The organism is Nonomuraea sp. bgisy101 (assembly GCF_057708945.1).
This window is the reverse complement of sequence record NZ_JBYITD010000009.1, coordinates 206,333-232,324: the sequence shown is the minus strand read 5'-3', so window position 1 is coordinate 232,324 and position 25,992 is coordinate 206,333. Positions and strand designations below refer to the sequence as shown.

At 72.5% G+C, this 25,992-nt stretch carries 23 protein-coding genes; 8 read left to right on the top strand and 15 right to left on the bottom strand.

The genetic code is table 11. The annotated features are described in order from the left end of the window. Positions 1 to 9: 9 nt before the first annotated feature. The 6 genes from AC3EO4_RS19300 to AC3EO4_RS19275 are packed head-to-tail and all read right to left on the bottom strand — an operon-like array spanning position 10 to position 4,567. Entirely contained in the window at positions 10 to 1,014 is a 1,005-nt protein-coding gene (locus tag AC3EO4_RS19300; protein WP_379572539.1) for a zinc-dependent dehydrogenase, read from the bottom strand. Beyond that, entirely contained in the window at positions 1,011 to 1,427 is a 417-nt protein-coding gene (locus AC3EO4_RS19295; RefSeq protein ID WP_379572538.1) for a PTS mannitol transporter subunit IIA, read from the bottom strand. The genes AC3EO4_RS19300 and AC3EO4_RS19295 overlap by 4 nt, the downstream gene beginning before the upstream one ends. Further along, complete coding sequence (locus AC3EO4_RS19290) at positions 1,420 to 1,731, bottom strand: PTS sugar transporter subunit IIBC family protein (RefSeq protein ID WP_379572537.1); 312 nt, start codon at positions 1,729 to 1,731, stop codon at positions 1,420 to 1,422. The genes AC3EO4_RS19295 and AC3EO4_RS19290 overlap by 8 nt, the downstream gene beginning before the upstream one ends. Continuing rightward, complete coding sequence (gene mtlA, locus AC3EO4_RS19285) at positions 1,728 to 2,852, bottom strand: mannitol-specific PTS transporter subunit IIC (protein WP_379572536.1); 1,125 nt, start codon at positions 2,850 to 2,852, stop codon at positions 1,728 to 1,730. The genes AC3EO4_RS19290 and mtlA overlap by 4 nt, the downstream gene beginning before the upstream one ends. Positions 2,853 to 2,864: 12 nt before the next feature. Beyond that, positions 2,865 to 3,809 carry a 1-phosphofructokinase gene (gene pfkB, locus AC3EO4_RS19280; protein WP_379572535.1) on the bottom strand — a complete coding sequence of 315 codons (945 nt, stop codon included), beginning with the start codon at positions 3,807 to 3,809 and terminating at the stop codon, positions 2,865 to 2,867. Next, positions 3,806 to 4,567 (bottom strand): DeoR/GlpR family DNA-binding transcription regulator, encoded by a 762-nt coding sequence (locus tag AC3EO4_RS19275; protein ID WP_379572534.1) that lies wholly within the window; start codon positions 4,565 to 4,567, stop codon positions 3,806 to 3,808. Before AC3EO4_RS19275 ends, pfkB begins: the two co-directional genes overlap by 4 nt. An 88-nt stretch (positions 4,568 to 4,655) precedes the next feature. On the opposite strand from AC3EO4_RS19275, the gene AC3EO4_RS19270 reads away from it, so the two are divergent. After that, positions 4,656 to 5,510 (top strand): serine hydrolase, encoded by an 855-nt coding sequence (locus tag AC3EO4_RS19270; RefSeq protein ID WP_379572533.1) that lies wholly within the window; start codon positions 4,656 to 4,658, stop codon positions 5,508 to 5,510. Here AC3EO4_RS19270 and AC3EO4_RS19265 read toward each other — a convergent pair. After that, positions 5,489 to 5,836: an MmcQ/YjbR family DNA-binding protein gene (locus tag AC3EO4_RS19265; RefSeq protein WP_379572532.1), complete on the bottom strand. Its 348-nt coding sequence runs from the start codon at positions 5,834 to 5,836 to the stop codon at positions 5,489 to 5,491. The genes AC3EO4_RS19270 and AC3EO4_RS19265 overlap by 22 nt on opposite strands. Before the next feature lie 52 nt (positions 5,837 to 5,888). On the opposite strand from AC3EO4_RS19265, the gene AC3EO4_RS19260 reads away from it, so the two are divergent. Continuing rightward, a complete protein-coding gene (locus tag AC3EO4_RS19260; RefSeq protein ID WP_379572531.1) occupies positions 5,889 to 6,923 on the top strand; it encodes an NAD-dependent epimerase/dehydratase family protein in 1,035 nt (344 codons plus the stop codon). Positions 6,924 to 7,040: 117 nt separating this feature from the next. Beyond that, entirely contained in the window at positions 7,041 to 7,946 is a 906-nt protein-coding gene (locus AC3EO4_RS19255) for an alpha/beta fold hydrolase (protein WP_379572530.1), read from the top strand. A gap of 51 nt (positions 7,947 to 7,997) precedes the next feature. Here the strand turns inward: AC3EO4_RS19255 and AC3EO4_RS19250 are convergent, their stop codons facing one another. From AC3EO4_RS19250 to AC3EO4_RS19240, 3 genes are read right to left on the bottom strand one after another with little or no spacing between them, the layout of a single operon-like run. After that, entirely contained in the window at positions 7,998 to 8,447 is a 450-nt protein-coding gene (locus AC3EO4_RS19250) for a hypothetical protein (RefSeq protein WP_379572529.1), read from the bottom strand. 23 nt (positions 8,448 to 8,470) lie between these two features. Continuing rightward, positions 8,471 to 9,736, bottom strand: coding sequence for a M1 family metallopeptidase (locus tag AC3EO4_RS19245; RefSeq protein ID WP_379572528.1), 1,266 nt, complete (start codon positions 9,734 to 9,736; stop codon positions 8,471 to 8,473). Further along, positions 9,727 to 13,491 carry a Pls/PosA family non-ribosomal peptide synthetase gene (locus tag AC3EO4_RS19240; protein ID WP_379572527.1) on the bottom strand — a complete coding sequence of 1,255 codons (3,765 nt, stop codon included), beginning with the start codon at positions 13,489 to 13,491 and terminating at the stop codon, positions 9,727 to 9,729. Before AC3EO4_RS19240 ends, AC3EO4_RS19245 begins: the two co-directional genes overlap by 10 nt. Before the next feature lie 147 nt (positions 13,492 to 13,638). Here AC3EO4_RS19240 and AC3EO4_RS19235 point away from each other — a divergent pair, with 147 nt between their 5' ends. Next, positions 13,639 to 14,433 carry a class I SAM-dependent methyltransferase gene (locus AC3EO4_RS19235; RefSeq protein WP_379572526.1) on the top strand — a complete coding sequence of 265 codons (795 nt, stop codon included), beginning with the start codon at positions 13,639 to 13,641 and terminating at the stop codon, positions 14,431 to 14,433. A 5-nt stretch (positions 14,434 to 14,438) separates the two neighbouring features. Here the strand turns inward: AC3EO4_RS19235 and AC3EO4_RS19230 are convergent, their stop codons facing one another. Continuing rightward, the gene (locus AC3EO4_RS19230) at positions 14,439 to 14,855 is read right to left on the bottom strand and encodes a hypothetical protein (RefSeq protein ID WP_379572525.1); all 417 of its coding nucleotides are present in this window, start codon (positions 14,853 to 14,855) and stop codon (positions 14,439 to 14,441) included. A gap of 74 nt (positions 14,856 to 14,929) precedes the next feature. On the opposite strand from AC3EO4_RS19230, the gene AC3EO4_RS19225 reads away from it, so the two are divergent. Beyond that, on the top strand, positions 14,930 to 16,159 hold the full coding sequence (locus AC3EO4_RS19225; RefSeq protein ID WP_379572524.1) for a lanthionine synthetase LanC family protein: 1,230 nt from the start codon (positions 14,930 to 14,932) through the stop codon (positions 16,157 to 16,159). 13 nt (positions 16,160 to 16,172) lie between these two features. Here the strand turns inward: AC3EO4_RS19225 and AC3EO4_RS19220 are convergent, their stop codons facing one another. After that, positions 16,173 to 17,585: an AAA family ATPase gene (locus tag AC3EO4_RS19220; RefSeq protein ID WP_379572523.1), complete on the bottom strand. Its 1,413-nt coding sequence runs from the start codon at positions 17,583 to 17,585 to the stop codon at positions 16,173 to 16,175. A 189-nt stretch (positions 17,586 to 17,774) separates the two neighbouring features. Here AC3EO4_RS19220 and AC3EO4_RS19215 point away from each other — a divergent pair, with 189 nt between their 5' ends. After that, positions 17,775 to 19,127, top strand: coding sequence for a serine hydrolase domain-containing protein (locus AC3EO4_RS19215; protein ID WP_431896915.1), 1,353 nt, complete (start codon positions 17,775 to 17,777; stop codon positions 19,125 to 19,127). A gap of 94 nt (positions 19,128 to 19,221) precedes the next feature. Continuing rightward, positions 19,222 to 19,737: a hypothetical protein gene (locus AC3EO4_RS19210; protein ID WP_431896913.1), complete on the top strand. Its 516-nt coding sequence runs from the start codon at positions 19,222 to 19,224 to the stop codon at positions 19,735 to 19,737. On the opposite strand, the gene AC3EO4_RS19205 is transcribed toward AC3EO4_RS19210, so the two are convergent. From AC3EO4_RS19205 to AC3EO4_RS19195, 3 genes are read right to left on the bottom strand one after another with little or no spacing between them, the layout of a single operon-like run. Beyond that, positions 19,734 to 20,468, bottom strand: a complete 735-nt coding sequence (locus AC3EO4_RS19205; protein ID WP_431896912.1) for a nucleotidyltransferase domain-containing protein — start codon at positions 20,466 to 20,468, stop codon at positions 19,734 to 19,736. The two genes, AC3EO4_RS19210 and AC3EO4_RS19205, sit on opposite strands and share 4 nt — an antisense overlap. Continuing rightward, positions 20,465 to 21,112 (bottom strand): nucleotidyltransferase domain-containing protein, encoded by a 648-nt coding sequence (locus tag AC3EO4_RS19200; protein ID WP_379572519.1) that lies wholly within the window; start codon positions 21,110 to 21,112, stop codon positions 20,465 to 20,467. The genes AC3EO4_RS19205 and AC3EO4_RS19200 overlap by 4 nt, the downstream gene beginning before the upstream one ends. Further along, positions 21,109 to 23,709 carry an MXAN_6230/SCO0854 family RING domain-containing protein gene (locus AC3EO4_RS19195; protein WP_431896910.1) on the bottom strand — a complete coding sequence of 867 codons (2,601 nt, stop codon included), beginning with the start codon at positions 23,707 to 23,709 and terminating at the stop codon, positions 21,109 to 21,111. Before AC3EO4_RS19195 ends, AC3EO4_RS19200 begins: the two co-directional genes overlap by 4 nt. A gap of 300 nt (positions 23,710 to 24,009) precedes the next feature. On the opposite strand from AC3EO4_RS19195, the gene AC3EO4_RS19190 reads away from it, so the two are divergent. Continuing rightward, on the top strand, positions 24,010 to 25,815 hold the full coding sequence (locus AC3EO4_RS19190) for a propionyl-CoA synthetase (protein ID WP_431896908.1): 1,806 nt from the start codon (positions 24,010 to 24,012) through the stop codon (positions 25,813 to 25,815). Positions 25,816 to 25,992: the final 177 nt, after the last annotated feature.

Genomic DNA, 25,992 nt, shown 5'->3' with positions numbered 1-25,992 from the left:
ACTTCTCCTTCACGGCTCGATCGTGACCTTGATCGCGGCGCCCTGACGCACCAGGTCGATCGCCTCCAGTACCCGCGGCAGCTCGAGCCGGTGGGTGATCAGATCGGCGACCGGCACCGCGCCGTCCGCGATCAGCGCCAGCGCCCGCGCGTTGTGGGCGGGGCTCGAGCCGTTCGCGCCGACGATCGTCAGCTCCCTGTAGTGCACGAGGTTGGAGTCGCAGGCGATGATCGGGTCGTCCTTCGGCAGTCCGCCGAAGAAGCTGACGCGCCCCTGCCTGGCCGCCATCCGCAGCGCCTGCTCCTGCGCGGTGCCCGACGCCGCCGCGGTGATCACCACGTCGGCCCCGCGCCCACCGGTCAGCTTCAGCACCTGCTCGACGGGGTCGGCGTCGATCGCGGCGTCCGGCTGGACCATGGCGGCGGCCAGCGCCAGACGTGCCGGGTTGACGTCGACGAGGAACACCCTGGCGGCGCCCCTGGCACGGGCCAGCCGGACGTGCAGGCAGCCGATCGGGCCCGCGCCCATCACGACCACGTCGTCGCCCTCGCCGACCCTGGCCAGTTCCTGGCCGTTGAGCACGCAGGCGAGCGGCTCGGCCACCGAGGCCTCGGCGAAGGAGACGCCGTCGGGGATGCGGTTGACGCCGTCGACGGCCAGGACCTTGGCCGGGACGATCATGTACTCGGCGAAGCCGCCGTCGTAGTGGTAGCCCATCGACTCCTGGTGGGGGCAGACGGTCATCCTGCCCCTGCGGCACTCCTCGCACGTCCCGCAGGGAATGGCGGCGATCACCTGGACCCGCTCGCCCGTGCCGACCACCTCTCCGGCGATCTCGTGGCCCATGACGCGCGGCGGTCTGATGTGGTGGTGGCCGTGGTGGAAGATCTTGGCGTCGGTGCCGCAGGTCGAGCAGTTGCGCACCCTGATCTTCAGCTCGCCGGGGCCCGCGGCCGGCTCGGGCGCCTCTTCGACCCGCAGGTCCCCTGGCGCGTGGAATCGGGCGACTTTCACGACAGCTCCTTCATGACGGTCTCGACCTCGCTCGCCTCGCGCAGCGCGCGGGCGCGTCCGGGGTCGAGCAGGATCTCGGCGAGCTCGGCCAGCAGCGCGATGTGGCCGTCGCCCCTGGCGGCGATGCCGACGCAGAGCGTGACGTGCTCGCCGTCCCAGTCGACGCCGTCGGGGAAGCGCACCACGCAGATGGCGTCGCGCAGGATGGCCTCCCTGTCGACGCCGTGCGGGATGGCCACCCCCTCGCCGACGTAGGTGGAGATGGAGCGCTCGCGCTCCAGCATGGCCTCGACGTACGGCTCGGCCACCGCTCCCGTCTCCACCAGGAGCCTGCCGCAGCGCCTGATCGCCTCCTCGCGCGTGTCGGCGTGCTCGTGCAGGAGCACGGCGCGCCGCTCCAGGACGTCACGCACCGACCGTCCCGCCCTTCTTGATCGTGGCGATGAGCCGGGTGACGGCGGGGTCGCCGAGGAAGATCTGGAACGGCACGAGCACCGCGCCGGGCGCCGCGGACGCCCGCGCGCGGGCGGCCAGACCGGCGTGGCACAGCACCACGTCGGCGTCGGCCGGGATGGCGTTGACGGGGGTGTGCTCGACCGTGACGCCGGTGTCCTTGAGCTGCTTGCGCACCGTGGTGGCCAGCATGACGCTGCTGCCCATGCCCGCGTCGCAGGCGATCACGATCTTGTGGATGTCCTTGCTGTCGATGCTGGTCATGACGCCTCCTGGGCGGCGGGCTCGGTCCTGTCCTCCGGTGCGGTCTCGTCTGGTGCGGCCTCGTCCTGGTCCTTCTCTCCGCGTCCGAAGCCGAGCAGGAGGGAGGCGACGGCGAAGCTGGCGGCAGTGGCCAGCAGGATGCCCGCGGCCACGCCGAACCAGCCGCCCTTGGGCGTGACGGCGAGGTAGGCGAAGATGCTGCCGGGCGACGGCGTGGCCACCAGACCCGCGCCGGTGATCATGAAGGTGAAGACGCCGGCCGCGCCGCCCGCGATGACCGCGATGATCAGGCGCGGCTTCATCAGCACGTAGGGGAAGTAGATCTCGTGGATGCCGCCGAAGAAGTGGATGATCATGGCGGCGGGCGTGCTCGGCCGTAGCGCCCTCGGCCCGAAGAACAGGTAGGCCAGCAGCAGGCCGAGCCCGGGTCCCGGGTTGGACTCCAGCATGAACAGGATCGACTTGCCGTGCTGCACCGCCTCGGCGACGCCCAGCGGGCCGAGCACGCCGTGGTTGATCGCGTTGTTGAGGAACAGCACCTTGGCCGGTTCGATCAGCACCGAGGCCAGTGGCAGCAGGCTGTGGCCGACGAGCCACTCGACCCCGCTGCCGGCCGCCTCGGTGACCACCTTGACGATCGGCCCGATGCCCCACACGCCGAGCAGCGCCATCGCGCCGCCGACGATGCCGGCGGTGAAGTTGTCGACCAGCATCTCGAAGCCGGCCCTGGTGCGCTGCTCGGTGAACCTGTCGACCAGCTTGAGCAGGTAGGCCGCCAGCGGTCCGATGACCATCGCGCCGAGGAACATGGGGATCGTCGCGCCGACGACGACGCCCATGGTCGCCACGGCGCCGACGACGGCGCCGCGCTGGCCGTGGACCATCCTGCCGCCCGTGTAGCCGATGAGGACCGGCAGCAGGGTGGTGATGATCGGGCCGACCAGGGCGGCGAGGGACGCGTTCGGCAGCCAGCCGGTGGGGATGAACAGGGCGGTGATGAGACCCCATGCGATGAACGCGCCGATGTTCGGCATGATCATGCCGGCCAGATGGCCGCCGATGCGCTGGATGGTCGCTTTCAGGCCGGTTCCGTAGACCGGGGGAGTGTAGGTGTCGGCCATGGGGGTGGCTCCTTACAGGGTGGTGGCTCCCAGAGGCATGGAGGGGTCGAAGGGGCGCAGGAGCACCCGGTCGCGGTGGATGTCGCAGGGGTGGGGCATGCGGCTGCCCGGCAGGCCGACGGCCGCCGCCGCCCAGGCCAGGGCCTCGACCAGGGCGCGTTCGCCGCTCGCGCCTGCGGCGAGGAAGCCCGCCAGCATGGCGTCGCCCGCGCCGACGGTGCTGCGCGGCTCGTCGACCCCGCACTCGCCGTAGCGGACGGCGCCGTCGGTGACCAGGATCGCGCCGTCGGCGCCGAGGCTGGCAAGCACCGCGCGCGCGCCGGCCGCGCGCAGCTTCTCCGCGGCCTCGACGGCCTCGCCCATGCGGGTGATGGGCATGCCCGTCGCCTCGGCGAGCTCCTCGCGGTTCGGCTTGACCAGCGCGGGCCCCGCCGCCAGCGCGGCCAGCAGCGCGGGGCCGCTGGTGTCGACGGCGACGTGGATGCCCGCGCTGGAGAAGCGCTCGCACAGGCGCGCGTAGACGTCGGGCGGCACCTCGGGCGGCAGGCTGCCGGAGGCGACCACCCAGTCGGCCGAGTGCGCCGCCGACAGCACCGCCTCGGCGATCGTGTCGAGCTCGGCGGCCGACAGGGCGGTGCCCGGCTCGTTGATCTTGGTGATGGTGCCGTCGGGCTCGGCCAGCGTCACGTTGGAGCGGGTGGCGCCCCGCACCGGTACGGTCACCATGTCCAGCCCCTCGGCCGACAGCAGGCCGATCAGCCGGCGGCCCTCGTCGCCCCCGTACGGCACGACCGCGCACGAGGCGACGTCGTTGGCCAGCAGCGCCCTCGAGACGTTGACGCCCTTGCCGCCCGGGTCGAGCCTGGCGGCGGCCGCCCTGATCACCGTGCCCCTGTCCAGCGAACTCACCTCGATCGTGCGGTCGAGGCTCGGGTTGAGCGTCAGGGTGAGGATCATGCCCGGACCACCTGGGGCCCCGCGGCCGAGACGTCGGCGGCGGTGGCCGCGTCCAGGCCCGTGTCGGTGATCAGTACGTCGATCTCGGCCAATGAGGCGAATCTGGCCAGATAGGTGTTGGTGAACTTGGTGTGGTCGGCCAGCAGGACGCTTCGCTGCGCCGCGGCGATCATCGCCCGCTTGATCGCCGCCTCCGCGGGATCGGGCGTGGTCAGCCCCTTGGCCACCGAGCAGCCGTTGGTCGCCATGAACGCCACGTCCACGTGAAGGTCGGCGAGAGGGCGCAGCGCCCAGTCGTCGACGGTGGCCAGCGTCCGGCCGCGCACCCTGCCGCCGAGCATGATGACGTTGAGGTTGGGCCTGGCGGCCAGGACGGAGGCCAGCGGCGGGGAGTTGACCACCACCGTCAGCTCCCTGTCGGCGGGCAGCACCTGCACCAGCCGCCCGGTCGTGGACCCGGCGTCGATGATGACCGATCCGTCCTCCGGCAGTTCGGCGAGCGCCGCCTTGGCGATGCGCTCCTTCTCGGCGGTCATCACCTCGTCGCGGGCGGCCAGCGCGGGCTCGAATCCCAGGCGCTCGACGGGGATCGCCCCTCCGTGCACCCGCCGTAGGACGCCCGCCCGCTCCAGCGCTGTCAGGTCGCGGCGGATGGTCTCGGTGGTGACGTCGAACTCCTCGGCGAGCGTCACCACGTCCACGCGACCGGCGTCACGGGCCATGCGCAGGATCTCCTGCTGGCGCTCCTCGGCGTACATGATGTTGATTCACCGCCGTTTCCGTTTGGTTTCCCCTTTGTTTATAGCCGGATGTGTGGGTACGTCAAGGTCTGGTAGATATGTGCGAATGCGAACCAAGCGCTGGGCAGCCGTGGCGGCCGCCGTCCCCCTGCTGATCGCGACACCCGCGCTGGCCGAGGCACCGCCGAAGGTCCCCGCGGGCACGACGGCCGGATACGTGGTCTTCGACAGGGTGGCGGGGAAGATCGTCGCCCACCGGCTGGCGCACAGGGCGTTCAGATCCGCGTCGGTGATCAAGATCTTGATCGCGATCGACTTCCTCGAGCGGACCGCCAAGCCGACCGTCCGCGACCTGGCCACGCTCAAGGTCATGCTGCGCTCCAGCGACGACGACGCGGCCTCGGCCCTGTGGGACAGGGGCGGCAAGGGGAAGATCGTCACCCGCATGGCCAGGAAGCTCGGCCTGGCCGACACCAGTCCGCCGCCCGCCGCCAAGCCGGGCTTCTGGGGCTACACCTCGCTGAGCGCCTACGACGTCGCCAGGACCTACCGCTACCTCATGGACAGAGCCGACGCCAAGGTTCGCGACCTGGTCATCGGGCACCTGCGCCAGGCGACCCCCTGTGGCACCGACGGCTTCGACCAGTACTTCGGCATCCCGCGCGCCCTGCCCAAGCCGTGGGCGGTCAAGCAGGGCTGGTCGGGTTTCGGCGCCGTCCCGCCCGTCAGGTGCTCACCCACCGGAGCCGGCGGCCCGCTGATCACCCCTCAGTCCCAGGCGCGGCTGCCGCTGGTGCCCGACCTCGGCAGGCCCGTCCTGCACACCACGGGTCTCGTCGGCAAGGGTGACAGGCTCATCTTCGTGCTGCTCACCGCCCATCCCGCGGGCGGCCGGTGGAACGACTCCGTCAAGCGCACCACCACGCTGGCGCGAGACCTCTACCGCAGCGTCTCCATGTAGGCGGCGTAGACCTTCTTCGGCACGCACATCCGCCACGCCTCGGTCACCAGCTCGCGCATCTCGGGGACGTCGAGGGCGGCCATCCGCGCCTCCACCCAGTGGAAGCGCAGGTCGCTCTCGCGCGGCAGGAAGAAGGTGGCGGGCTCGGCGGCGACCAGCGCCGCGCGCTCCTCCTTGGGAAAGCCGAACCCCATGGTCGTCTCATCCCTTGAGAAGGCGACGTAGACGATCGAGCCCACCCGGAACTTCACCCGGTCGCGGATCAGGTGCTCGGAGGAGCGTGGCAGCCGCGAGGCCAGGTCGCGCACGTCGTCGACGGTGATCACCAGTCCAATCTAACCCCGGTTTCAGCGGCGCACACCTGGGCAGTCGCGAATCATGAGAGTCATCGTGGTCGGCGCGACGGGCAACGTCGGCACCAGTGTCGTGCAGGCACTCGAGGCCGAGCCTCAGATCACCTCCATCGTCGGCGTCGCGCGCCGCCGCCCCCGATGGAACCCGGGTCCCAAGACCACCTGGCACGCCGCCGACGTGGCCGAGGACGACCTCACCGCCGTGTTCGAGGGCGCCGCCGCCGTCGTGCACCTGGCATGGCTGTTCCAGCCCACCCGCGACCCCGCCACCACCTGGCGCGCCAACGTCCTCGGCAGCATGGCCGTCTTCCGCTCCGTCGCCCAGGCGAGGGTGCCCGTCGTGGTCCACGCCTCCTCCGTGGGCGCCTACTCGCCGGGGCCGAAGGACCGTGCCGTCGACGAGTCCTGGCCCACCCACGGCTGGCCGCGGGCCGCCTACGGCAGGGAGAAGGCCTACGTCGAGCGCGTCCTCGACGTGTTCGAACGCGACCATCCGGACACCAGGGTCGTCAGGATGCGGCCCGCGTTCATCTTCAAGAGGGAGGCGGCCAGCGAGCAGCGGCGGCTGTTCGGCGGGCCCTTCGTGCCCGGCAGGATGATGCGCCGCGTGCCGGTCATCCCCGACATCCCGGGACTGCGGGTGCAGGCCCTGCACGCCTCCGACGCCGCCCAGGCCTACCGCCTGGCGGTCGTCTCCGACGTCTCGGGCGCCTTCAACCTCGCCGCCGAACCCGTCCTCGGTCCCGCCGAGCTGGCCGGGCTGTTCGGCGCGCGCCTCGTGCCGCTGTCGCCGTGGCTGGCCAGGACCGCGGTGGCGGCCGGCTGGCACGCGCGCCTCATCCCCTCCTCTCCCGGGCTGCTGGAGATGGCGCTCAACCTGCCCATCCTCGACACCACCAGGGCCCGCACCGAGCTGGGCTGGCAGCCCAGGTACGGCGCGGCGCAGGCGATGCGCGAGATGCTCGACGGACTGGCGGGCGGCGCCGGCATGGACACCCCGCCCCTGGCACCCGGCCACCTGAAGGAGGAGTTCACCACGGGAGTCGGCGCCAAGCCGTAGCCGGCGCCCGCCCAGAACCGTGAGCCCCGGTGCCATGGCCGGGGCTCACGAACGCCGCGACCGCCGGCGTTCCCCGTGAGCCGCGAGCATTGTCGGTGGCCTGTGCGAGGATGCCTCGTGCCTATCTCTCCCACCTTCGTCACGGTCAGCGACGGTCACCGGCTGGCGGTCCGCCGCAGCGGCCACGGCGGTGTGCCGCTGCTCCTCGTGCACGGTTTTCCCTGCACGAGCCTGATCTGGTCGCACAACATCGAGCCGCTGGCCGAGGCCGGGTTCGACGTCGCCGCGCCGGACCTGCGCGGCTACGGCGACTCGGATTTCGCCCCTGACGGCTTCTACGACTTCGCGGCGTTCAACGCGGACCTGATCGGCCTGCTGGACGCCTTCGGCTGGGACCGGGTCGTCGTGGCGGGCCACGACCTCGGCGCGATGGTGGCCATCGACATGGCCAACCGCCACCCTGACCGGGTCGACAGGCTGGTGGTGCTCGACGACTCGATGCCCGAGCTTCCCGACGCGTTCGCCGCGGCCGGGATCCCCGCAGGCACACCGAAGCCGGCGATCTACGACTACCAGCGCCGACAGGGGTTGCACGCCGACGAGCTCGTCGCCGAGCTGGACACGCCCGAACGGCGACGGCGCTACATCGCCGAGTTCTTCGGGCACCGGATGTGGTGTCCGCCCAACGCCTTCAGCGACGACGATCTGGCTCTGCTCACCGAGCCGTACGCGGACGCCGACCGGCTGCGCGCCTCCTTCGCCGACTACGAGGTGGTGATGGGCACCCGTCCCATGTCGGGTCCCGAGTTGACCGACCGGCCCGTGCTGCAGCCGACGCTGGTGCTCGTCGGCCCCGACCAGGTCACCGTCGGCGAGCATGTCGCCGAGCGGTGCGCGATCGCCTACCCGCAGGTCGTCGGCCCGTTCTGGGTGCCGGGTGCGGGCCACTTCATGCCCTGGGAGAAGCCGGTCGTGGTCAACCGCGCCATCCGCTTCTTCTGCGGAGACCTGCTGAAGGGGTGACCGAGGCCGCCGAGGCGTGCCCGAACGCTGGATCGCCGCCGTGCCCGGACCTCAGAGGGTGCCTGCCGCAGCCCTGCGGTGCAGGGAGGTGGCCAGCACCGAGCCGAACACGACGTGCGCGAGCCCCATCACCAGTGCCCTGCCGGGCTCGTCGCGATGGATAGGAGGCATCGGGGTCAGCGCGGGCACCCAGCCCTCGTAGCTGGCCAGCCAGATGGCCAGGCCGTAGGCGACCCCGACCGGCAGCGGAGCCCCTCGCCCTCTGGTCAGGAGCGCGAGCACCGCCCCCGCGCCCGCGCCGAACGCGTAGTGCGCCAGTGCCGCCATCGGCTTCTCACCCGCTTTGGGCCGGTGGGAACGGCCGGGCAGCAGCGCGCGGACGACGTGCTTGGGCGGCTGCTCGCGCATCAGCCCTGCCTTGTCGCCCGCGAGCATGACGGTGCTCATCGCCGTGGTGGCCGTGGCCCCGGCGAACGCTCCTCTGACGAGTTCGCGAATCATAGGGGCCGCCTGCCCTCGAGGGGTCAGGAGAAACGGGGCAGCGTCCTGCCGTACAGCCAGGCGGACAGCACCGGAGCGAGCGGGCGGGAGGTGTGCCGCTGCGCGTGGGCGACGAACGCGTCGGTGCTGACCGTGGAATGCCGGTTCTCGGCCGTCCACGCGCGCACCATCCCGAAGAAGGCGGGATCGCCCATCTCCTCCCGGAGCCGGTGCACCGTCAGCGCGCCGCGCTTGTAGACGCGGTCGTCGAACAGGCGCCGGGGCCCTGGGTCGGCGAGCGTGAAGTCCTGCGGCATGACCGCCAGCCGCTGGTGCCAGCGCTTGGCGTGGGCCGCGGCCGGCTCCCCTCCTGAGGACTCCGACCACAGCCACTCGGCATAGGCGGCGAAGCCCTCGTGCAGCCAGATGTCGTTCCAGCTCCCGATGGTCAGGCTGTTGCCGAACCACTGGTGGGCGAGCTCGTGCGCGACCAGCCGCTCGGAGCCTCGGCGCCCGTCGACGTGGTTGCGCCCGAAGACCGACAGCCCCTGCGCCTCGATCGGGATCTCCAGCTCGTCGTCGGCGACGACCGCGGTGTAGGCGTCGAAGGGGTAGGCGCCGAACCTGTCGCTGAACAGCGCCAGCATCTCGCCCTGCCTGCCGAAGTCGTTCCTGACACGGGCGGCGAGCCTGGCGGGGTAGGCCAGCCCGTCGCCGACCTGGTAGCGGCCGATCTGGACGCTTGCCAGATAGGTGGCCATGGGGTCGGTGCGGGAGAAGATCCAGGTGGTGTTGCCCCCCGCGCGCCGTTTGAGCACCAGCGACCCGTTGGTCAGCACCTGGTACGGCGAGGCGGTCGTCACCGTCATGGTGTAGGTGGCCTTGTCGTCCGGCCTGTCGTTGCAGGGGAACCACGAGGGCGCGCCGACCGGCTGGCTGGCCACCAGCGCGCCGTCGGTCAGCTCCTCCCAGCCCACGCCGCCGAAGGGGCTGGAGATCGGCTGCGGCTTGCCCGCGTAGGCGACCTCGACGCCGATCGCCGCCCCCGCGGGGCGCGACCTGCCGAGCGGCACCGTGAGCCTGCCTGCCCGGTGGACGTGGCGGACGCGGACGCCGTCGACCTTGACCGAGCTCACCGCGAACGGGCCCAGGTCGAGCTCCAGGTCGCTCACCTGATGCGCGGTCTCGACCGACAGCGTGGCCAGGGCGCCCAGCCAGTTCGTCGACACGCGGTAGCGCAGGTCGAGATCGTAGTGCGTGACGCCGAAACGCGGGTCCCCGTGGCCGGGGAAGTAGGGCGTCACCGCCATGGCGAGATGGGGTTGCCGAACCAGCGCGTCCTCTCGGGCACGTTCTCCCCCCGCATCACCAGTGAGGCGGGGCCGACCGTGGCGTGCGCGCCGATCGTCGCGGCGGGCAGCACGACCCCGTGGGGGCCCAGCGTAGCGCCCGCGGCGAGGTCGACGGTGTCGATGCTCATGACCCGATCATGGAACAGGTGCGTCTGCAGGACGCAGCCGCGGTTGACGCACGCGCCGTCGCCGAGGCTCACCAGGTCCGCCTCGGGCAGCCAGTAGGTGTGGCAGGAGACCCCATGCCCGATGCGTGCCCCGAGCGAGCGCAGCCACACGTTCAGCGGCGCGGTGCCCAGCCACGGGTCGGCGAACCACGGCGCGGCCAGCACCTCGACGAAGTTGTCGGCCAGCTCGTTGCGCCAGACGAACGAGCTCCACAGCGGTCGGTCACCGGCGGCGATGCGGCCCAGCAGCGCCCACTTGGCCAGGCTGGCCACCGCGGCGGCCACCACTCCGGCCGACAGCAGCACCAGGCCGCTCAGCAGGGCGGCGACGGGCGTGCCGTACGTCCAGGCGAGCCACAGCAGCACGCCGGCCGTCACCGCCGCCAGCGCCGCCGTACAGGTGGCCGGCAGCAGGCGGCACAGCTCGACCAGCGCGCGGGCGGCCTTCAGCCGCGCGGGCGGGTCGTAGGTGCGGCTGCGGTCGCCTCCCTGGCTGGTACGGCGCAGCTCCACCGGCGGCATGCCCAGGTAGGACGAGCCCGACTTGGCCTTCTTCGGTGTGGCCGACAGCACGCCTACCAGGCCGTCCTTGGGCACCTTGCGGCCCGGCGCGGTCATGCCCGAGTTGCCGAGGAAGGCGCGCTTGCCGATGCGGGCCTCCGCGATCCGCATCCACCCGCCGTCCAGCTCGTAGGGGGCGACCATCGTGTCGTCGGCCAGGAACGCGCCGTCGCCGACCGAGGTCATGGACGGCAGCGCCAGCACCGTGGACAGTTCCGCGTCGCGGCCCACCTTCATGCCGAGGGCGCGCAGCCAGCCCGGCGTCAGGATGCTGGCGTACAGCGGGAACAGCCACACCCGTGCCGAGGACATCAGCCTGCCGGTCGCCCACGCCTGCCACGCCGCACGGCTGTGCACGGGGTACTGGCCGGGGACCAGCCCGATCGCCAGCAGCCGCACGCCGGCGAGCGTGACGAGCGCGAACGCGGCCATCCCTGCGACCGTCGCCAGGGGGAGCGCCCACAACGTGTTCGTCGCCAGCAGCACCGCGAGGCCCGCGCCGATCCCGGCGGCGGGCAGCAGGCCCAGCGCGACCGCCGAGACCGCGTACACGCCCACCCAGAATCGGGACCTGGGTGGCCGCTCCTCTGCCCGGCGCGCCTTGCCCTGCCTGGTCGCGGGAGCGCCCGCCCACCTCGTGCCGGCCGGGACCGCGCCCTGGACCGCCGAGCCGGGCGCGATCTGGGCGTGCTTGCCGATCTTCGTGCCGGGCAGCAGCGTCGAGCGCGAGCCGACCGACGCGCCCGCGCCGATCCTGATCTCGCCGACGCGCACCCTGTCGCCGTCGTACCACACGCCGCTCAGGTCGACCTCGGGCTCGACCGAGGCGCCCCTGCCGAGCCTGAGCATCCCGGTGATGGGCGGCGCCGAGTGCAGGTCGGCGTCCTCGCCGACCTGGGCGCCCAGCAGCCTCGCGTACCAGGACATCAGCGGCGCGCTGCCCAGGTCGGGCAGCCCGAGCCTGGCCGCGAACTGCTCGGCGAACCACAGCCGCAGATGGACGGCGCCGCCGCGCGGATAGCGCCCTGGCTTGAGCCCTCGCAGCAGCAGCCGGGCGACGGCCGCCGACAGCGCGAGCCGTCCCGGCGGGGACAGCAGCACCAGCGCGCCCGCCGCGACCCACCACCACGACAGCACCGGCGCCCACAGCAGGTTGGCCAGCGCCGCCACGACGAGGAGGAAACGCAGCCCCGTCACGGTCATCAGCGGCACCATGAGCGCCGTCTGGGCCAGCGACGCGCGCACCGGCATGGGTGCGATCTCGCGCGCCTTGGCGTGGGCCTGCTGCGTCCGCTCGTCCCCCAGCAGCTCGTGGAGCGCGCCGAAGGTCGAGTGCTCGTAGAGGTCGGCGACGGTCACCGCGGGGTGGCGCACGCGCAGGGCGGACACCAGCCGCGCCGCCGCCAGGCTGCCGCCTCCCTCGGTGAAGAAGTCGGTGCGGGGGCCCTCGGGCGCCACACCGAGGACGGCGGCCCACTGCTCGGCCAGCCATCCGCGCTGCGCCTGCCGCTGGGGGAGCGGCCACGGCAGCGCATCACGGTCGATCTTGCCGGAGGTGCGGGTCGGCAGCTCCTCGACGACCGCCAGCCGGGGGACGAGCGCGGCCGGCAGCGACCCCCGCAGCAGTTCCCTGGCCTCGGCCAGATCGAAGTCCTCCGCGGCGACCAGGTAGCCGACCAGCAGCTGGCCGCGCACGGCCGCGGCCGCGCCCGCCACTCCAGGAAGGGCCTGCAGGGCGGCGTCCACCTCGCCGAGCTCGATGCGCCGCCCGCCCAGCTTGATCTGCTCGTCGGCGCGACCGGCGAAGACCAGCCCCTCGGGCTCGGCGCGCACGAGGTCGCCGCTGCGGTAGGCGCGCTCCCAGCCCATGCTGGGCAGCGGCGCGTACTTCTCGGCGTCCTTGACGGGGTCGAGGTAGCGGGCCAGGCCGACGCCGCCGATGATCAGCTCGCCGGTGGCGCCCATCTCGACGGGCCGGCCGTCGCCGTCGACGACCACCAGGTCCCAGCCGTCCAGCGGCAGCCCGATCCGCACCGGGCCCTCGCCGGTCAGCAGCGCCGCGCTCGCCACGACCGTGGCCTCGGTGGGGCCGTAGGTGTTCCAGACCTCCCTGCCGGGCACGGCCAGCCGCGCCGCCAGCTCGGGAGGGCAGGCCTCGCCACCGAAGATCAGCAGGCGCACGTCGTCGAGCGTCTCGGCCGGCCACAGCGCTGCCAGGGTCGGCACGGTCGACACGACCGTGATGCCGTGGGCCACCAGCCAGGGGCCGAGGTCCATGCCGGTGCGCACCAGCGCCCTGGGGGCGGGCACCAGGCACGCGCCGTGGCGCCAGGCCAGCCACATCTCCTCGCAGGAGGCGTCGAAGGCGACCGACAGCCCCGCCAGGACGCGGTCGCCCGGGCCCAGCGGCCGTTCGGCCAAGAAGAGGCCGGCCTCGGCGTCGACGAAGGCGGCGGCGTTGCGGTGGGTGACCGCCACCCCCTTGGGTTTGCCCGTCGAGCCCGAGGTGAAGATGATCCACGCGTCGTCGTCGACCGTCGGCCCGCCGTCGAGCGGCCAGGGGGAGGGCTCGCCGTGCACGGTGACGTGGTCGGTGACCACCGCGCGGACGCCCGCCTCGGAGAAGACCAGCTCGGCACGGTCGTCCGGGTCGTCGGCGTCCACGGGTACGTAGGCGGCGCCCGCGGTCAGCACGGCGAGGATGGTGATGTACAGCTCGGCCGTGCCCGAGGGCACCCGCACGCCGACCCTGTCGCCGCGCCGTACCCCCGCCTCGGCCAGCTCGCCGGCCAGACTCGCCACACGGGCGCCGAGCTCGCGGTAGGTCAGCGAAACCTGGCCGTCGTCGAGCGCGGACGCGTCGGGGTGCGCCGTCGTCGTCGCCTTGAGGATGTCGAGCAGGGTGCGCGGCGGCGCGGCCAGCGGGCCCGCGGCGTAGACGGCGCGGGTGGCGAGCTCCTGCGGGGCGACCACGGACGGTAGCAAGGCGCGACTCCTGGGATCGGGGACAACAGGACGCAACGAGGCATTGTCCTCCGCTATTCCCTATTCCATCGGAGGTTCGGCCAGTGCGTCTCTATATATGAGACATATCTTCTTAAAATGTGAGAAACGGGGCTAGGGTGCGTATCCATGAACGCCGTATATACCCATGGCCACCACGAGTCCGTCCTGCGCTCCCACCGCTGGCGCACCGCCGAGAACTCCGCCGCCTACCTGCTGCCTCACCTGAAGCCGCACATGGAGGTCCTCGACGTCGGCGCGGGCCCCGGCACCATCAGCGCGGACCTGGCGGCCAGGGTCGGCCGTCTGACCGCCTCGGAGGTGACCGGCGAGGCGCTGGAGCTGTCCAGGGCTGAGGTGACGGCGCGAGGGCTGACCAACGTCGACTTCGCCGTCGCCGACGTGCACGCGCTCGACTACCCCGACGACACCTTCTGCGTCGTCCACGCCCACCAGGTGCTGCAGCACGTCGGTGATCCCGTCCAGGCCCTGCGCGAGATGCGCAGAGTCACCAAGCCTGGCGGGATCGTGGCCGTGCGCGACAGCGACTACGCCGCCTTCGCCTGGTATCCGCGGTTGCCCGCGCTGGAGGAGTGGATGGAGCTGTATCAGCGGATCGCCCGCGCCAACGGCGGCGAACCCGACGCGGGACGGCGCCTGCTGTCATGGGCGCGCGCGGCCGGGTTCTCCGACATCACCGCCACGTCCTCCACCTGGTGCTTCGCCACCGACGACGACAGGCAGTGGTGGGGCGGGATGTGGGCGGAGCGGATCCTGCGTTCCGACATGGCGTGCCGGGCGCTGACCTCGGGCGCGGCCACGGCGGCCGACCTCCAGCGGATCTCGGACGGCTGGCGCGAGTGGGCCGCCTCGGGCGACGGATGGATGTCGATCCTGCACGGCGAGATCCTCTGCCGCGTCTGACCGGACTACACGCCCAGGGTGCGGACCCTCTCCCACGCGGGATCGCGGTGCAGGACGACCTCGGTGCCGTCGAGCAGTTCGTCGGGGGCCGACACCATCACGATCTCGCCCGCGGCCTCCATCTGGAGCAGCAGGTCGCGAACCCTTGGCCCGACGGGCAGCCGTCCTGCGGGCAGGTCGAGCATGGCCCTGACGGTGTCGGCGACCTCCGACAGATGGAAGGGGCCACGAGCCTGCCGGACGAGGTCGCGCACGACCGGTAGTGTGATCAGCTGCTCGGCCTCGAGGTGAGCCAGCCCCCAGATGAGCTGCTCGCGGCGGCGTCCCGTGCCGGCGCACGCGCGGCAGGCGCGGGTCAGGCCGGGCACGACCTCCTCCGTCGCGGAACCGAGGCATGCGGTGCACTTGTCATCGTTCGTCATCGCCCGACACTGTACTAAAACACATTAAACCTATGAGGTTTGCGGGTTATTGGCCGGGGTGGGAGACTGGTGCCATGAGCCCGATCGAGGCCCCTGTGCAGGCCGCCGTTGAGGCCGCACAGTGGATCCGCGCGTGCGCCGTCGACGACGCCCGGGGCCGCCACTGGCACGCAGGCGAACGCGCGGCACTCCCGCACAGGCCGGCCTCGCTCTACTCGGGCGCGGCCGGCATCGTGCTGTTCTTCCTCGAGCTGGCCGCGGCCACAGGGGACGACTCCTACCTGGAGGACGCCGCCGAGGGCGCCCGCTACCTGACCGCCGTCGTGCCCGAGCAGAGCGACCCCACCTTCCATGACGGCCTGGCGGGCGTGGTGTTCGCACTCTCGGAAGCGGGCTGGGTCATCGACGACGCCTTCACCGCCGCCGCCGCCCGAGCCGCCGACCTGCTGGCCGCCGCCGGACCCACCTGGACGGGCGATCCGTGCCAGCGCGGCGACGGCGGCATCATCCTCACCCTCCTGCACGCCTCCGCCCTGCTCGGCGAACCCGCCTACGAGCGCGTGGCCGTCGAGGCGGGCCTGCGCATCGCCGACCTGCCCGTCCCAGGGCACCGCTTCGGCGCCGAACCGCCCGCCGACCTGCCCGTCGACGCCGTCACTCCCGGCTTCCTCTCCGGTACGGCGGGCACCGCGTTCCTCCTGGCCCGCCTCCACGCGGTGACGGGCGACCCCCGCTTCCACGACGCGGCCGCCAGAGGCGCCGGCTTCGTCAGGTCGATCAGCGAGGTCAACGGTTCGTGCGCGCTGGTGCCCCACCACGTGCCGCAGGGCCGCCACCTGCACTACCTCGGCTTCTGCTCGGGCTCTGCCGGAGTGGCCAGGATGTTCCACGAGCTGGGCGACACCGACTGGGTGGAGCGTCTGGCGCACGGCATCCTCACCAGCGGCGTGCCGTACCGGCAGACCCCGGGGTTCTGGAACGTCATGTGCCAGTGCTGCGGCGCGGCGGGGCTGCTGGAGCTGTTCGTCGGGCTGTGGGCGGCCACCGGCCACGAGGAGTACCGCGCCTTCGCCCTCATCCTCGGCGAGCACCTGGTCGGGGCGGCGAGGCAGGGGCGGTGGTGGCAGGCCTACCGCAGGCTGCGGCCCGCCGAGGTCACCGCCGACACCGGCTACATGGTGGGCGCCGCGGGCATCGGCGCGGCGCTCCTCCACCTGGACGCGGCCGAGCGCGGCGACAGCCGCAGGCTCATCCTGCTGCCGGACAACCCCTTCCCGCTGACGGTGCGGTCAGGACTGTCGTAGCCGCGCCCGCCGGTCAGCAGAACCGCGAGGGCGTCCTGACCTGGCGTTCGTCGCCCGCGCCGAGCAACGCCCTCGTCAGCGCCTGGGCGTCGCCCGACATCGCCTGGAAGGCGGTGTCGAAGTGCTCGTCGGTCAGCGCGTGCTCGCCCGCCCTGATCGCCAGCAGGATCACCCGCCGCAGCAGCTCCTTGACGAAGGCCGCCGTCACCCCCTCGGTGGCGTCGACCACCTTGGCCACGTCCGCCTCGACCGGCCTGTTCCTGGCGTACAGGCGGACCAGCCGCTCCCTGTCGGGCGCCGACGGAGGCGGGACCTCCACCGCCAGATCCACCCGGCCCGGTCGCTGCACCAGCGCCCTCTCCAGCGTCTCCACCCTGTTGGTGGTGAGCACGAACGACACGTCGGCCTCGCCGGTGATGCCGTCCATCGCGTCCAGCAGGGAGAACAGCAGCGGCGAAGTCTCGAAGTGGCTGCGGTCCTCGGCGATCAGGTCGACGTCCTCGATCACCACGATCGACGGCTGCAACTTGCGGGCCAGCCCGACGGCGTAGTCGAGGTGGCGCATCCCCGGGCCCGACATCAGGATCGCGGTGTGCTCTCGCAGCCTGCCCACCAGGTAGCGCACGGTGTGGGTCTTGCCGGTGCCCGGCGGGCCGTACAGGAGCAGGCCTCTGCGCAGGTGCTGGCCCGCCTCGATCAACTGCTCCTTCAGCGCCGCGATGCCCACGACGTGCTCCTCGACCGCCTCCAGCCGGCCCTCGGGCAGCACCACCTCCTCGGCCGTCATGGACGGTCTGGGCAGGAAGGTGAGCAGTTCGTTCTCCTTGTGCTCGCTGAAGCCGAAGCTCATCACCTGTCCCTTGAACGGGTCGTGCAGGCGCTTGAGCCGTTCGATCTCGTCGCGCACCGCGGAGGCAGCGGTCCTGGAGGAGGACAGGACGGTCAGCATCGAGTGGCCCTGGTACTCGTCGACGCTGCTGACCACCAGCACGACAGGCGTGCCGTCGGGCGCGAGGCTCTCCACCATGCCGAGCTGCACCACCTCCATGCTCTCGGCGGGGCCGACGGGAGCGCTGCCGTAGTCGGGCCTGCCGAGCAGGCGGCTGCCGTCGCGCAGGGCGTAGAGCAGCATGTTGATGATGCTCTCCCACCGGCGTTCGCCACCCATCACGCCGAACCACTGCGCGCCGGGCGAGTGGGCGGCCAGGTAGTGATCGGTACCGGACTGGAGACCCGCGTGCTCCCACAGCCGGTACTTCTCCTCCACCACCACCGCCTCGGACAGGGGGCAGCCCAGGTGTCCCGTCACCCGGGCGACGAGCGGCGAGGAGGCGTTGTCCTCAACGATCCTGCTGGACACGGAGTCGTAGACCTTGGCCAGGCTCACCGCGAGAGCGTGCGCGGTGTTTTGATCGATTATGGTCACCCGCACACTCTGGCAAACCCCGGGCCCGACCGGAATGAGTAGCCTCTACTCAGGTCCGTCACCTGACGACCGGCCGGCGTGCCGCGAGGCGGCGCGGGCGCCGCGGCTGGTCGGGGGCGACGAACCCGGCCGCACTTTTGATACGGCCGGCCGAAGCCGCCGCGGCGGGGGAGCCCCACCATGGGGGTCATGGCTGACCTCACCGACCTGCAGAAGCTCATCGACCACGAGGCCGAGGCGCTCGGCGTTCCCGGCGCGGCCGTAGGGGTGATCCACGGCGGGGGCCGGCACGTCCTCACCACAGGGGTGGCCAGCGTCGACGCGCCCGCGCCCGTCACCGCTGACACCCTGTTCCAGATCGGCTCCACCACCAAGACGGTGACCGCCACCGTGATCATGCATCTCGTCGAGCGTGGCGAGCTCCGGCTGGACGGGCGGGTGCGCGCGTACCTGCCCGGCTTCGAACTGGCCGACGAGGCGGCGGCGGACGCGGTGACCGTCGAGCACCTGCTCACGCACACCGGCGGATTCCTCGGCGACATCGACGACGGCGAGAGCTGGGGGCCCTCGGCGCTGGCCGACGCCATCGCGGTGTACGGCGGCCTGCCGCAGCTGTTCCCGCCCGGCGCCGTCGCCTCCTACAGCAACGCCGGATTCCGGCTGCTGGGCAGGATCGCCGAGGTCGTCTCCGGCCTGCCGTACGAGGAGCTGGTCCGGCGCGTGGTCCTCGAACCGCTGGGCATGACCTCCAGCTTCTTCTTCCCGTGGGAGGCCGCGACCAGGCCGCACGCCGTCGGTCACGTCGGCGGTGACGACGGCCCGCGCGTGGCGCACACCTGGGGCCTCTTCCGCGAGAGCATGCCCGAAGGGGGACTGCTGTCGTCGGTGACCGACCAGCTCCGCTATGCGGCCTTCCACCTGGAAGGCGCCGCCACCGGCCAGGCCCCGCTCACCGGGGAGACCCGCGCGCTGATGCAGCGCGACCGGATCGCCGTCGGCGTCCCGTGGAAGGCGATCGGGCTGCCCTGGCTGATCGACGAGCGGGCCGGGCTGCGCCTGGTCACCCACGGCGGCAACGTCGGCAACCTCCAGCTGTCGTCGTTCGTGCTGGCGCCCGAGCACGGCTTCGCGGTAACCGTGCTCACCAACGCGGGACCCGGCAAGCGGCTCGGCGAGCTGGTGCTCGGCTGGTGCCTGGAGCACCTGCTCGGCGCGGCACAGGCCGAGGTGAAGCCCTCGCTCAGCAGGGACCCGGTCGCGAAGGAGTACACCGGCGGCTACTACGCAGGGCAGTGGACCTTCCAGGTGGCAGCGGAAGGCGAACGGCTGCGGGTCAGGATGGAGCTCGCCGAGGAACCGGCCGCCGCGGGGGTCGCGGCGCTGCCGGAGCTGGAGCTGGCCTTCCTGGACGGCGGCGAGCGCGACACGGTCGTCATGGTCACCGATCCGGGCCGGCCCGCCGGACGCTTCCTGCGCGACGAGAGCGGCCGTATCGCGTTCCTGCATCTCGCCGGGCGGGCGGCGCAGAAGCTCCCGGCCTGACCGGAACGCCGCAGAAGGGTGCACGATGGTGCGAACCAGGGCGGCCGAGCCGTCATCAAACCCGGTGGACGACTCACACCATAGGGGGATCACGATGACGCACAACAGGCTGGGCCGCTCGGCGCTGGTGGCCGCACTCGCGGGAGGGATGCTGCTGACGGGCCTCGCGCCCGCGGCGCTCGCGGAGCCGGCCGGGCGCGCGCAGGACGTGCTGGGGCCGTACGGGCTCGGTGGCGTCCGGCTGGGCATGAGCGCCAAGGACGCCAAGGCCACCGGGAAGGTCGTGCAGAAGAGGCGGGCCGGCGCCTGCTCGGGCTGGGACCTGAAGGCTCACCCCTCCGGCCGGGACCGCGTGGGCATGTGGATCTCCAAGAAGGTCGGGGTCGCCATGATCTTCGCTCCCGAGGGCGTCAAGACGCCCCAGGGCATCGGGCTCGGCTCCACCGGCAAGCAGCTCGACAAGGCCTACCCCAAGCTGAAGCGCGCCGCCAGCGGCTTCCCCATCGTCACGGTCCCCGGCAACCCGAAGGCCTACTACTACTTCCTGCTGTCCAAGAACAAGATCTACGAGATGGGCCTCGCGCTCGCCGACCAGGACTGCACCAACTAGCCGCCGAGCCGCGTCCGCACCACCAGGTCGTGCAGGGCCTCGCCCGCCGAGGGCGTCTCGGGCAGGCGCGAGGCCTCGCGTTCCTTCTCAAGCCGCGCCGTCATCCGCGCCACGTCGTCGGCGGCCGAGGCGAGAGCGGGCGCGGGTCCGTGCTCGGCCTCCCGCTTGGCGGCCACCAGCTCGGGCAGGTAGGCGGGGCCGTAGTCCAGCAGCCTGGTCAGATCGGCCTCCAGCGTTCCCGTCCGCATCAGGTGGATGCCGGTGGCCAGCACCCTGAAGGTGTAGAGCAGGGGCTTGATCTCGCCGTTCCTGCCGAACAGCCGCCACTGCGTGCGCGCGAACCCCAGGTAGTGGTGGGCATGGCCGCGTGTCAGGCAGGCCGGCGCGAGCGAGACCAGCTCCTCGTGCACCGGCGAGGACGCCACCACCAGCGGGGACAGCAACTGCTCCAGCACGTACCCGTTGCGCCGCAGCAGGAGCGCGCAGAACTTCGCCAGGTCGTGCGTGACCAGGTCGACCTCGACACCCGAGCGGATCCACGACCTGTCGACCGTCTGCTCGCCGACCCGCAGCCCGACGACCTGTTCCACCGGCAGCACATGCACGCCGCGCAGGTCGACGTCGGAGTCGGCCGAGGGGAACCCGTACAGGTGCGCCCCGCTGACCGTCGCGAACGCCAGCGGGTACGGCTGCTCGCCGGCCACCTCGGCCAGCCACCCGGGAAGCGTCACAGGTTCGCCCTTCGTACCTCGACCAGGAACTCCTCCACCGCCGCGCGGTCGGGCGCGGCGGGCAGCACGCTGCGCGGCAGCGCCCGCTCGAAGGCGTCCGTCAGCGAGGCGCGCCACTCCTGCAGTTCGTCCCACGACAGCCGCCCCCGCCTGACGTCGAGCAGCCGTTCGCGGTGCGCGCCGACGTGCACGAGCGGCTCGCCGTGCTCCACCAGGTGGATGCCGCTCAGCAGCAGCCTGAGCATGTGCATGGCCTGCTTCCACTTGGGCGCGGCCGGATCGAGGCGGCGGAACTGCGCGTCGGCGTAGCGGGCGAACGTCTGGTGCGCCCGCCGCGACACGAAAGCGCCGCGCAGATCCAGCAGCCGCCTGCCCGCAGGGGCGGCCACCTCCACCAGCGGCGACCACAGCGTCTCCAGCACCGTCGGGTTGGCCTCCAGCGCCAGCACGCAGAAGCGTTCCACCTCCCACGAGAACTGCTCGGGCAGCGGCCCGTCGCGGTGGGTGGGCGGCTTGTCCAGTCGCCAGAACGCCTGGGTGGGCGCCACGAACACGCCCCGCCTGTCGGTGTCGGAGGCCGGGGTGTCGAGCCCGTAGGCCCGCGACCCGACGACCACCGAAAGGATCACGTCGTCCTCGCTCACGTGCCCGCCCCCAGTCCGCTGACCAGGTCGGCGGCGTCGATCCTGCGCGCCTCGCCGAGCCCGCCGGGGAACAACGCGTACGCCTGGGCCCCGGCGCCGAGCTCCACGTCACCGGTGACCAGCGCGGCCCACTCCACCTCGGCGAAAGCGCCGGTGTCCTCGACGCCGCCCGCGCGGACGGCCAGCCGCCCGGCGAACGCGGCGACCGGCTCGTCCTCGCGCCGCAGGAAGCGCAGCACGCGTCCGCCGCCGCGCACCAGCACCGAGCCGGCCCGCGCGGCGGCGTGCCAGCACGCGACCTCCCACAGCGTCACCCGCGCGCCGACCCCGAACGCGCTCTCCATGGCCTCGCCCAGCCTGGCCAGCTCGGCCGAGCTGCCGGCCACGCTGTGGAACCGGCCGCTCGCCGAGAGGTTCAGGTCGGCCCAGCGCATCGTGCCCGCCCACAGGTCGGCCACCAGCGGGACCAGGATCTTGGCCTCGCCGGCCAGGTCGAAACGCTGCTGGACGGCCAGCGGGTCGAACAGCCCGTCCGGCGCGCGCATGAACCCGGCGAAGCCGCGCACCAACTCCTCGAACGGCACGTCGTTGTAGCTGAAGACGACCGGCACCACGTAGCGCCCGCCGAGCCTGGCCAGCTTGGACACGTCGAGGTCGACGAACTCCGAGGAGCCGAGCGGCTCGGGGGCGGAGGTCAGGTCGCCCGAGTGCACCGCCGCATCGTCGCCCAGCCGCAGGCTGGTGTAGTCGCACAGGCCGACGAACCGCCACCTGGTGTCGAACACCGCCGCCGACAGGTCGAGGTCGACGCGGGTGCCGGCGGGCTCGGCCCAGTGCAGGAACAGCCTGACCACCTGCTCGCCGGGAATCGGTTGCACGCTGCCGCGCGTCAGCCGTACCAGTGCCGTGGTGGCGGCCCGCTCGGAGGTGGGCGCGACCAGGTCGGCCAGGCCCTCGTCCAGCAGCGCGCACGACAGGGCGGGCAGCGCGGCCGCGCGCCGCAGCAGTTCGCCGCGGATGAGCTCGGCGGCGATGGCGGCCGCGTCCTCCGGCAGCGGGGCGCGCTCGTCGTCCCGCGTGTGGAAGCGCGCGCTGCCGCCCCTGGGCAGGAACAGTCGCGTGCCCCCGGGCGGCGTGCGCAGCTGGCCGAGCGCCGACATCAGCACGCCGGGCGCGATCGACCCCAGCGCGGGCTCCAGCGACCCTGTCACCAGCTCGGGCGACAGGCGCAGCAGCTGGCTCAGGCGGCGACCCAGCTCGCCGGGGCGGCGCGCCAGCAGGGTGAGCGCTCGCTCGCCGTCCTTGGCGGCCAGTGCCTTCTCCACGTGCGAGGCGAACGTCGTCACCCGCAGCCGCCCGTCGCGCACGACCAGCAGCTCGGGATGGGCGGCCGCGCGCTCCAGCAGCGCCGCGCCGAACGCCGACGCCGGGTCGAGCCTGGTGCCGCGCAGCGCGGCGAAGGCCAGTGCCGCGTCAGGGTGACGGGCGTGTTGCTCGTGCGGATGCAGCACCTCTGCCATGTGCTTCCACTGCTCGCCGTGGCGGTGCAGGTCCTCGATCAGGTACGGCAGCGCGAAGCCGTCCAGCGCGCCGAGCAGCCTCCTGCGCAGCGGCCTGGGCAGCGAGACGCGCCGTTCGGGCCGTATCCGGAGGCCGGGGTCGGCGCCCATGAGCACGTACATCAGTCGGAGCACGTCCGTGGCCGTGCCCAGGTGGCGGGCGAGCAGTTCCTCGGCCGCGCCGAGGTCGGGGCGGGCGACTCTGAGCGGGGCACGGACGCCGCGTGCGCCCGGCCCGACCCTCCTGGGCGGCGTGAGGCCCGGCGCCGTCAGCGCGGCGGCCAGCGCGATCGCCCTGGTCTCCTTGACCGGCACGACCTCGGGCAGCCAGCCCGCCGACAGCGGCCAGTACGCGTCGAGCAGCGCCATCAGGTCGTCGCGGTCCTCCACCGGCATGGGCGTCTGCCTTGACAGCATCGAGACGGCCAGCTCGCGGGCGGCGGCGGTGGCGTCGGGGCACAGTCGGAGCAGGGTGGTGTCGTAGGTGGTCACGCGGGCGCCGCGCTGCCGTCCGGCCGTGGGGATCAGGAACGGGTCGGCGGGGTCGATCCTGCGATGGCAGATCGGGCACGCGCTGAAATCGGAGCCGTCCCAGCAGGAGCGGCACACCAGGTGCGCGCACGGCGCGACGGGGTGCACGGTGCCCACCTTCCCGCACAGCACGCAGGGCCGCCGCGGCTCCTGCAGCAGCAGGGTGAAGACGCGGCGCACGAAGAAATCGCCGGTGTCCCTGGGCACGCTCTCCGGGAACTTCCTGAACAGCGGCACGTGGTGGACGTCCGCGCCGAGCCTGGCGGCGGCGGCGTGGAGCAGGCTCCTGCCCGCCCTGGCCAGCTCGGGCACCGGCAGCGCGGCGAGCGCGTGACGCAGCTCGGCCGACAGAAGGAACCCGTACTGCAGCAGCTCGCCCTCCAGGGCGGCGACGCCGTCGGCGGCGCTCGCCTTCTGCTTGGGCGTCGTCCACCGCGAGTCGGCGGTCATGAGTTCGGGCGCCACCAGGTTTCTCCTGCGCAGCAGCACGTCAGCGGGTCCGATCACGGGAGGCACCTCCTCGGCAGGGCACGAAAAAAGGGTGGAGAGCGGAAGCGCTGGTTGCCTTGAGGTTAAGGAGAAGGAAGCGCGTCCAGGAGCCACCCTTGATCGTTCACCTTACTCGGCGGCGTCCGTTGATGTCGCCTGATATATGGCCGCGATCCTTCGGCCGTGGACTCCGGGCGAGGATCGAGGGCCACCAGGTCGCGCTCGACCTCGCCGTCCGCGCCTGGAGAGACCGAGGAGTTCGGACTCCAGGGCCCCTGACGCTTGCGCGCCCAGGGGCCGCCTTGATCTGATCGAAGGGTGAGCGAGCTTGACTGGGGCGCCGCCGCGCGCGGGATCACCTGGGACGTCGAACCACGCACCGTCTTCGAGGGAGGGCGGTGGTTCCCTGACGGGCGGCTCAACACCTGCTTCAACGCCCTCGACAGGCACGCCGACGGCGGCAGGGGTGAGCAGGCCGCGCTCATCTACGACAGCCCCGTCACCGGGGTCAAGCGCACCTACACCTACGCCGCGCTGCGCGAGGAGGTGGCCAGGGCCGCCGGCATGCTGCGCGATCTGGGCGTCGGCAAGGGCGACACCGTCGTGATCTACATGCCGATGGTGCCGGAGGCGGTCATCGCGATGCTGGCCTGTGCCAGGCTCGGCGCGGTCCACTCGGTGGTGTTCGGCGGATTCGCCGCGGCGGAGCTGGCCGCGCGCATCGACCACGCCAGGCCCAAGGTCGTGCTCAGCGCCTCGTGCGGGATCGAGGTCAGCAGGGTCGTGCCGTACAAGCCGCTGCTGGACGCGGCCCTGGCGCACGCCGCGCACCGGCCCGAGGCCGTCGTCATCGTCCAGCGGCCCGAGCACCCCGCCGAGCTGCGCGAGGGGGAGCGCGACTGGGCCGGCTTCGACGCCGAGCCCGCCGGCTGCGTGAGCGTCGCGGCGACCGACCCGCTCTACATCCTCTACACCTCCGGCACCACCGGCGCGCCCAAGGGCGTGCTGCGCGACAACGGCGGCCACGCCGTGGCGCTGCACTGGAGCATGTCCCAGGTGTACGGCGCCGCCCCCGGCGAGGTCTTCTGGGCCGCCTCCGACGTCGGCTGGGTGGTCGGCCACTCCTACATCGTCTACGGGCCGCTGCTGGCCGGATGCACCAGCGTGCTGTACGAGGGCAAGCCGGTCGGCACCCCCGACCCGGGCGCGTTCTGGCGGGTCGTGGCCGAACACGACGTGCGCACGCTGTTCACCGCGCCGACCGCGATCCGCGCCATCAAGAAGGAGGACCCCACCGGCTCCTACCTGCGCAAGCACGACCTGCGTCACCTGTTCCTCGCCGGTGAGCGGCTGGATCCCGACACCTACCACTGGGCGAGCGAGCTGCTCGACGTGCCGGTCATCGACCACTGGTGGCAGACCGAGACCGGCTGGCCGGTCGCCGCCAACTGCGTCGGCATCGAGACCCTGCCGATCAAGCCGGGCTCGCCCACCAAACCCGTCCCCGGCTATGACGTGCGCGTCCTCGATCCCGCCGGCGAGGAGTGCCCCCCGGGCGTCGAAGGCGCCGTGGTGATCAAGCTGCCGCTGCCGCCGGGCTGCCTGCCCAGCCTCTACCGCGACGACGAGCGCTTCCACGCCGCCTACCTCTCGCGCTTTCCCGGCTACTACCTGACCGGCGACGGCGGCTATTTCGACGAGGACGGCTACCTGTTCGTCATGGGGCGCACCGACGACGTCATCAACGTCGCCGGCCACCGCCTGTCGACGGGGGCGATGGAGGAGGTCATCGCGGGACATCCCGACGTGGCCGAGTGCGCGGTGATCGGCGTCGCCGACGCGCTGAAGGGCCAGCTCCCGCTCGGCCTCGTGGTGCTGAAGGCAGGCGTCGACCGCCCTGAGCGCGAGGTGGAGGCCGAACTGGTCGCGATGGTCAGGGAGCGGATCGGCCCGGTGGCCGCCTTCCGCAGGGCGGTGGTCGTCGCCCGGCTGCCCAAGACGCGCTCGGGCAAGATCCTGCGATCCACCATGCGGGCCATCGCCGCGGGCGACGACTACCGGACGCCGTCCACGATCGAGGACCCGGCCGCCCTGGAGGAGATCGCCGAGGCGATCGGCGGGTAGCGGGCAGAAGACCCACCCAGGATCGAACGGCGGGCCCGGGGGATCGGGCAGGCTCGCTGTCGCCGGACCGGGCGGCCGAGCCGTACCCCCCGAACGCCTGCCGGAGATCCGGCACGCGCGCGTCCGGGCGGCTTGGGTCGGGCGCGACGGCGGGCGCCTGCCTCGCCACGCCCGGTC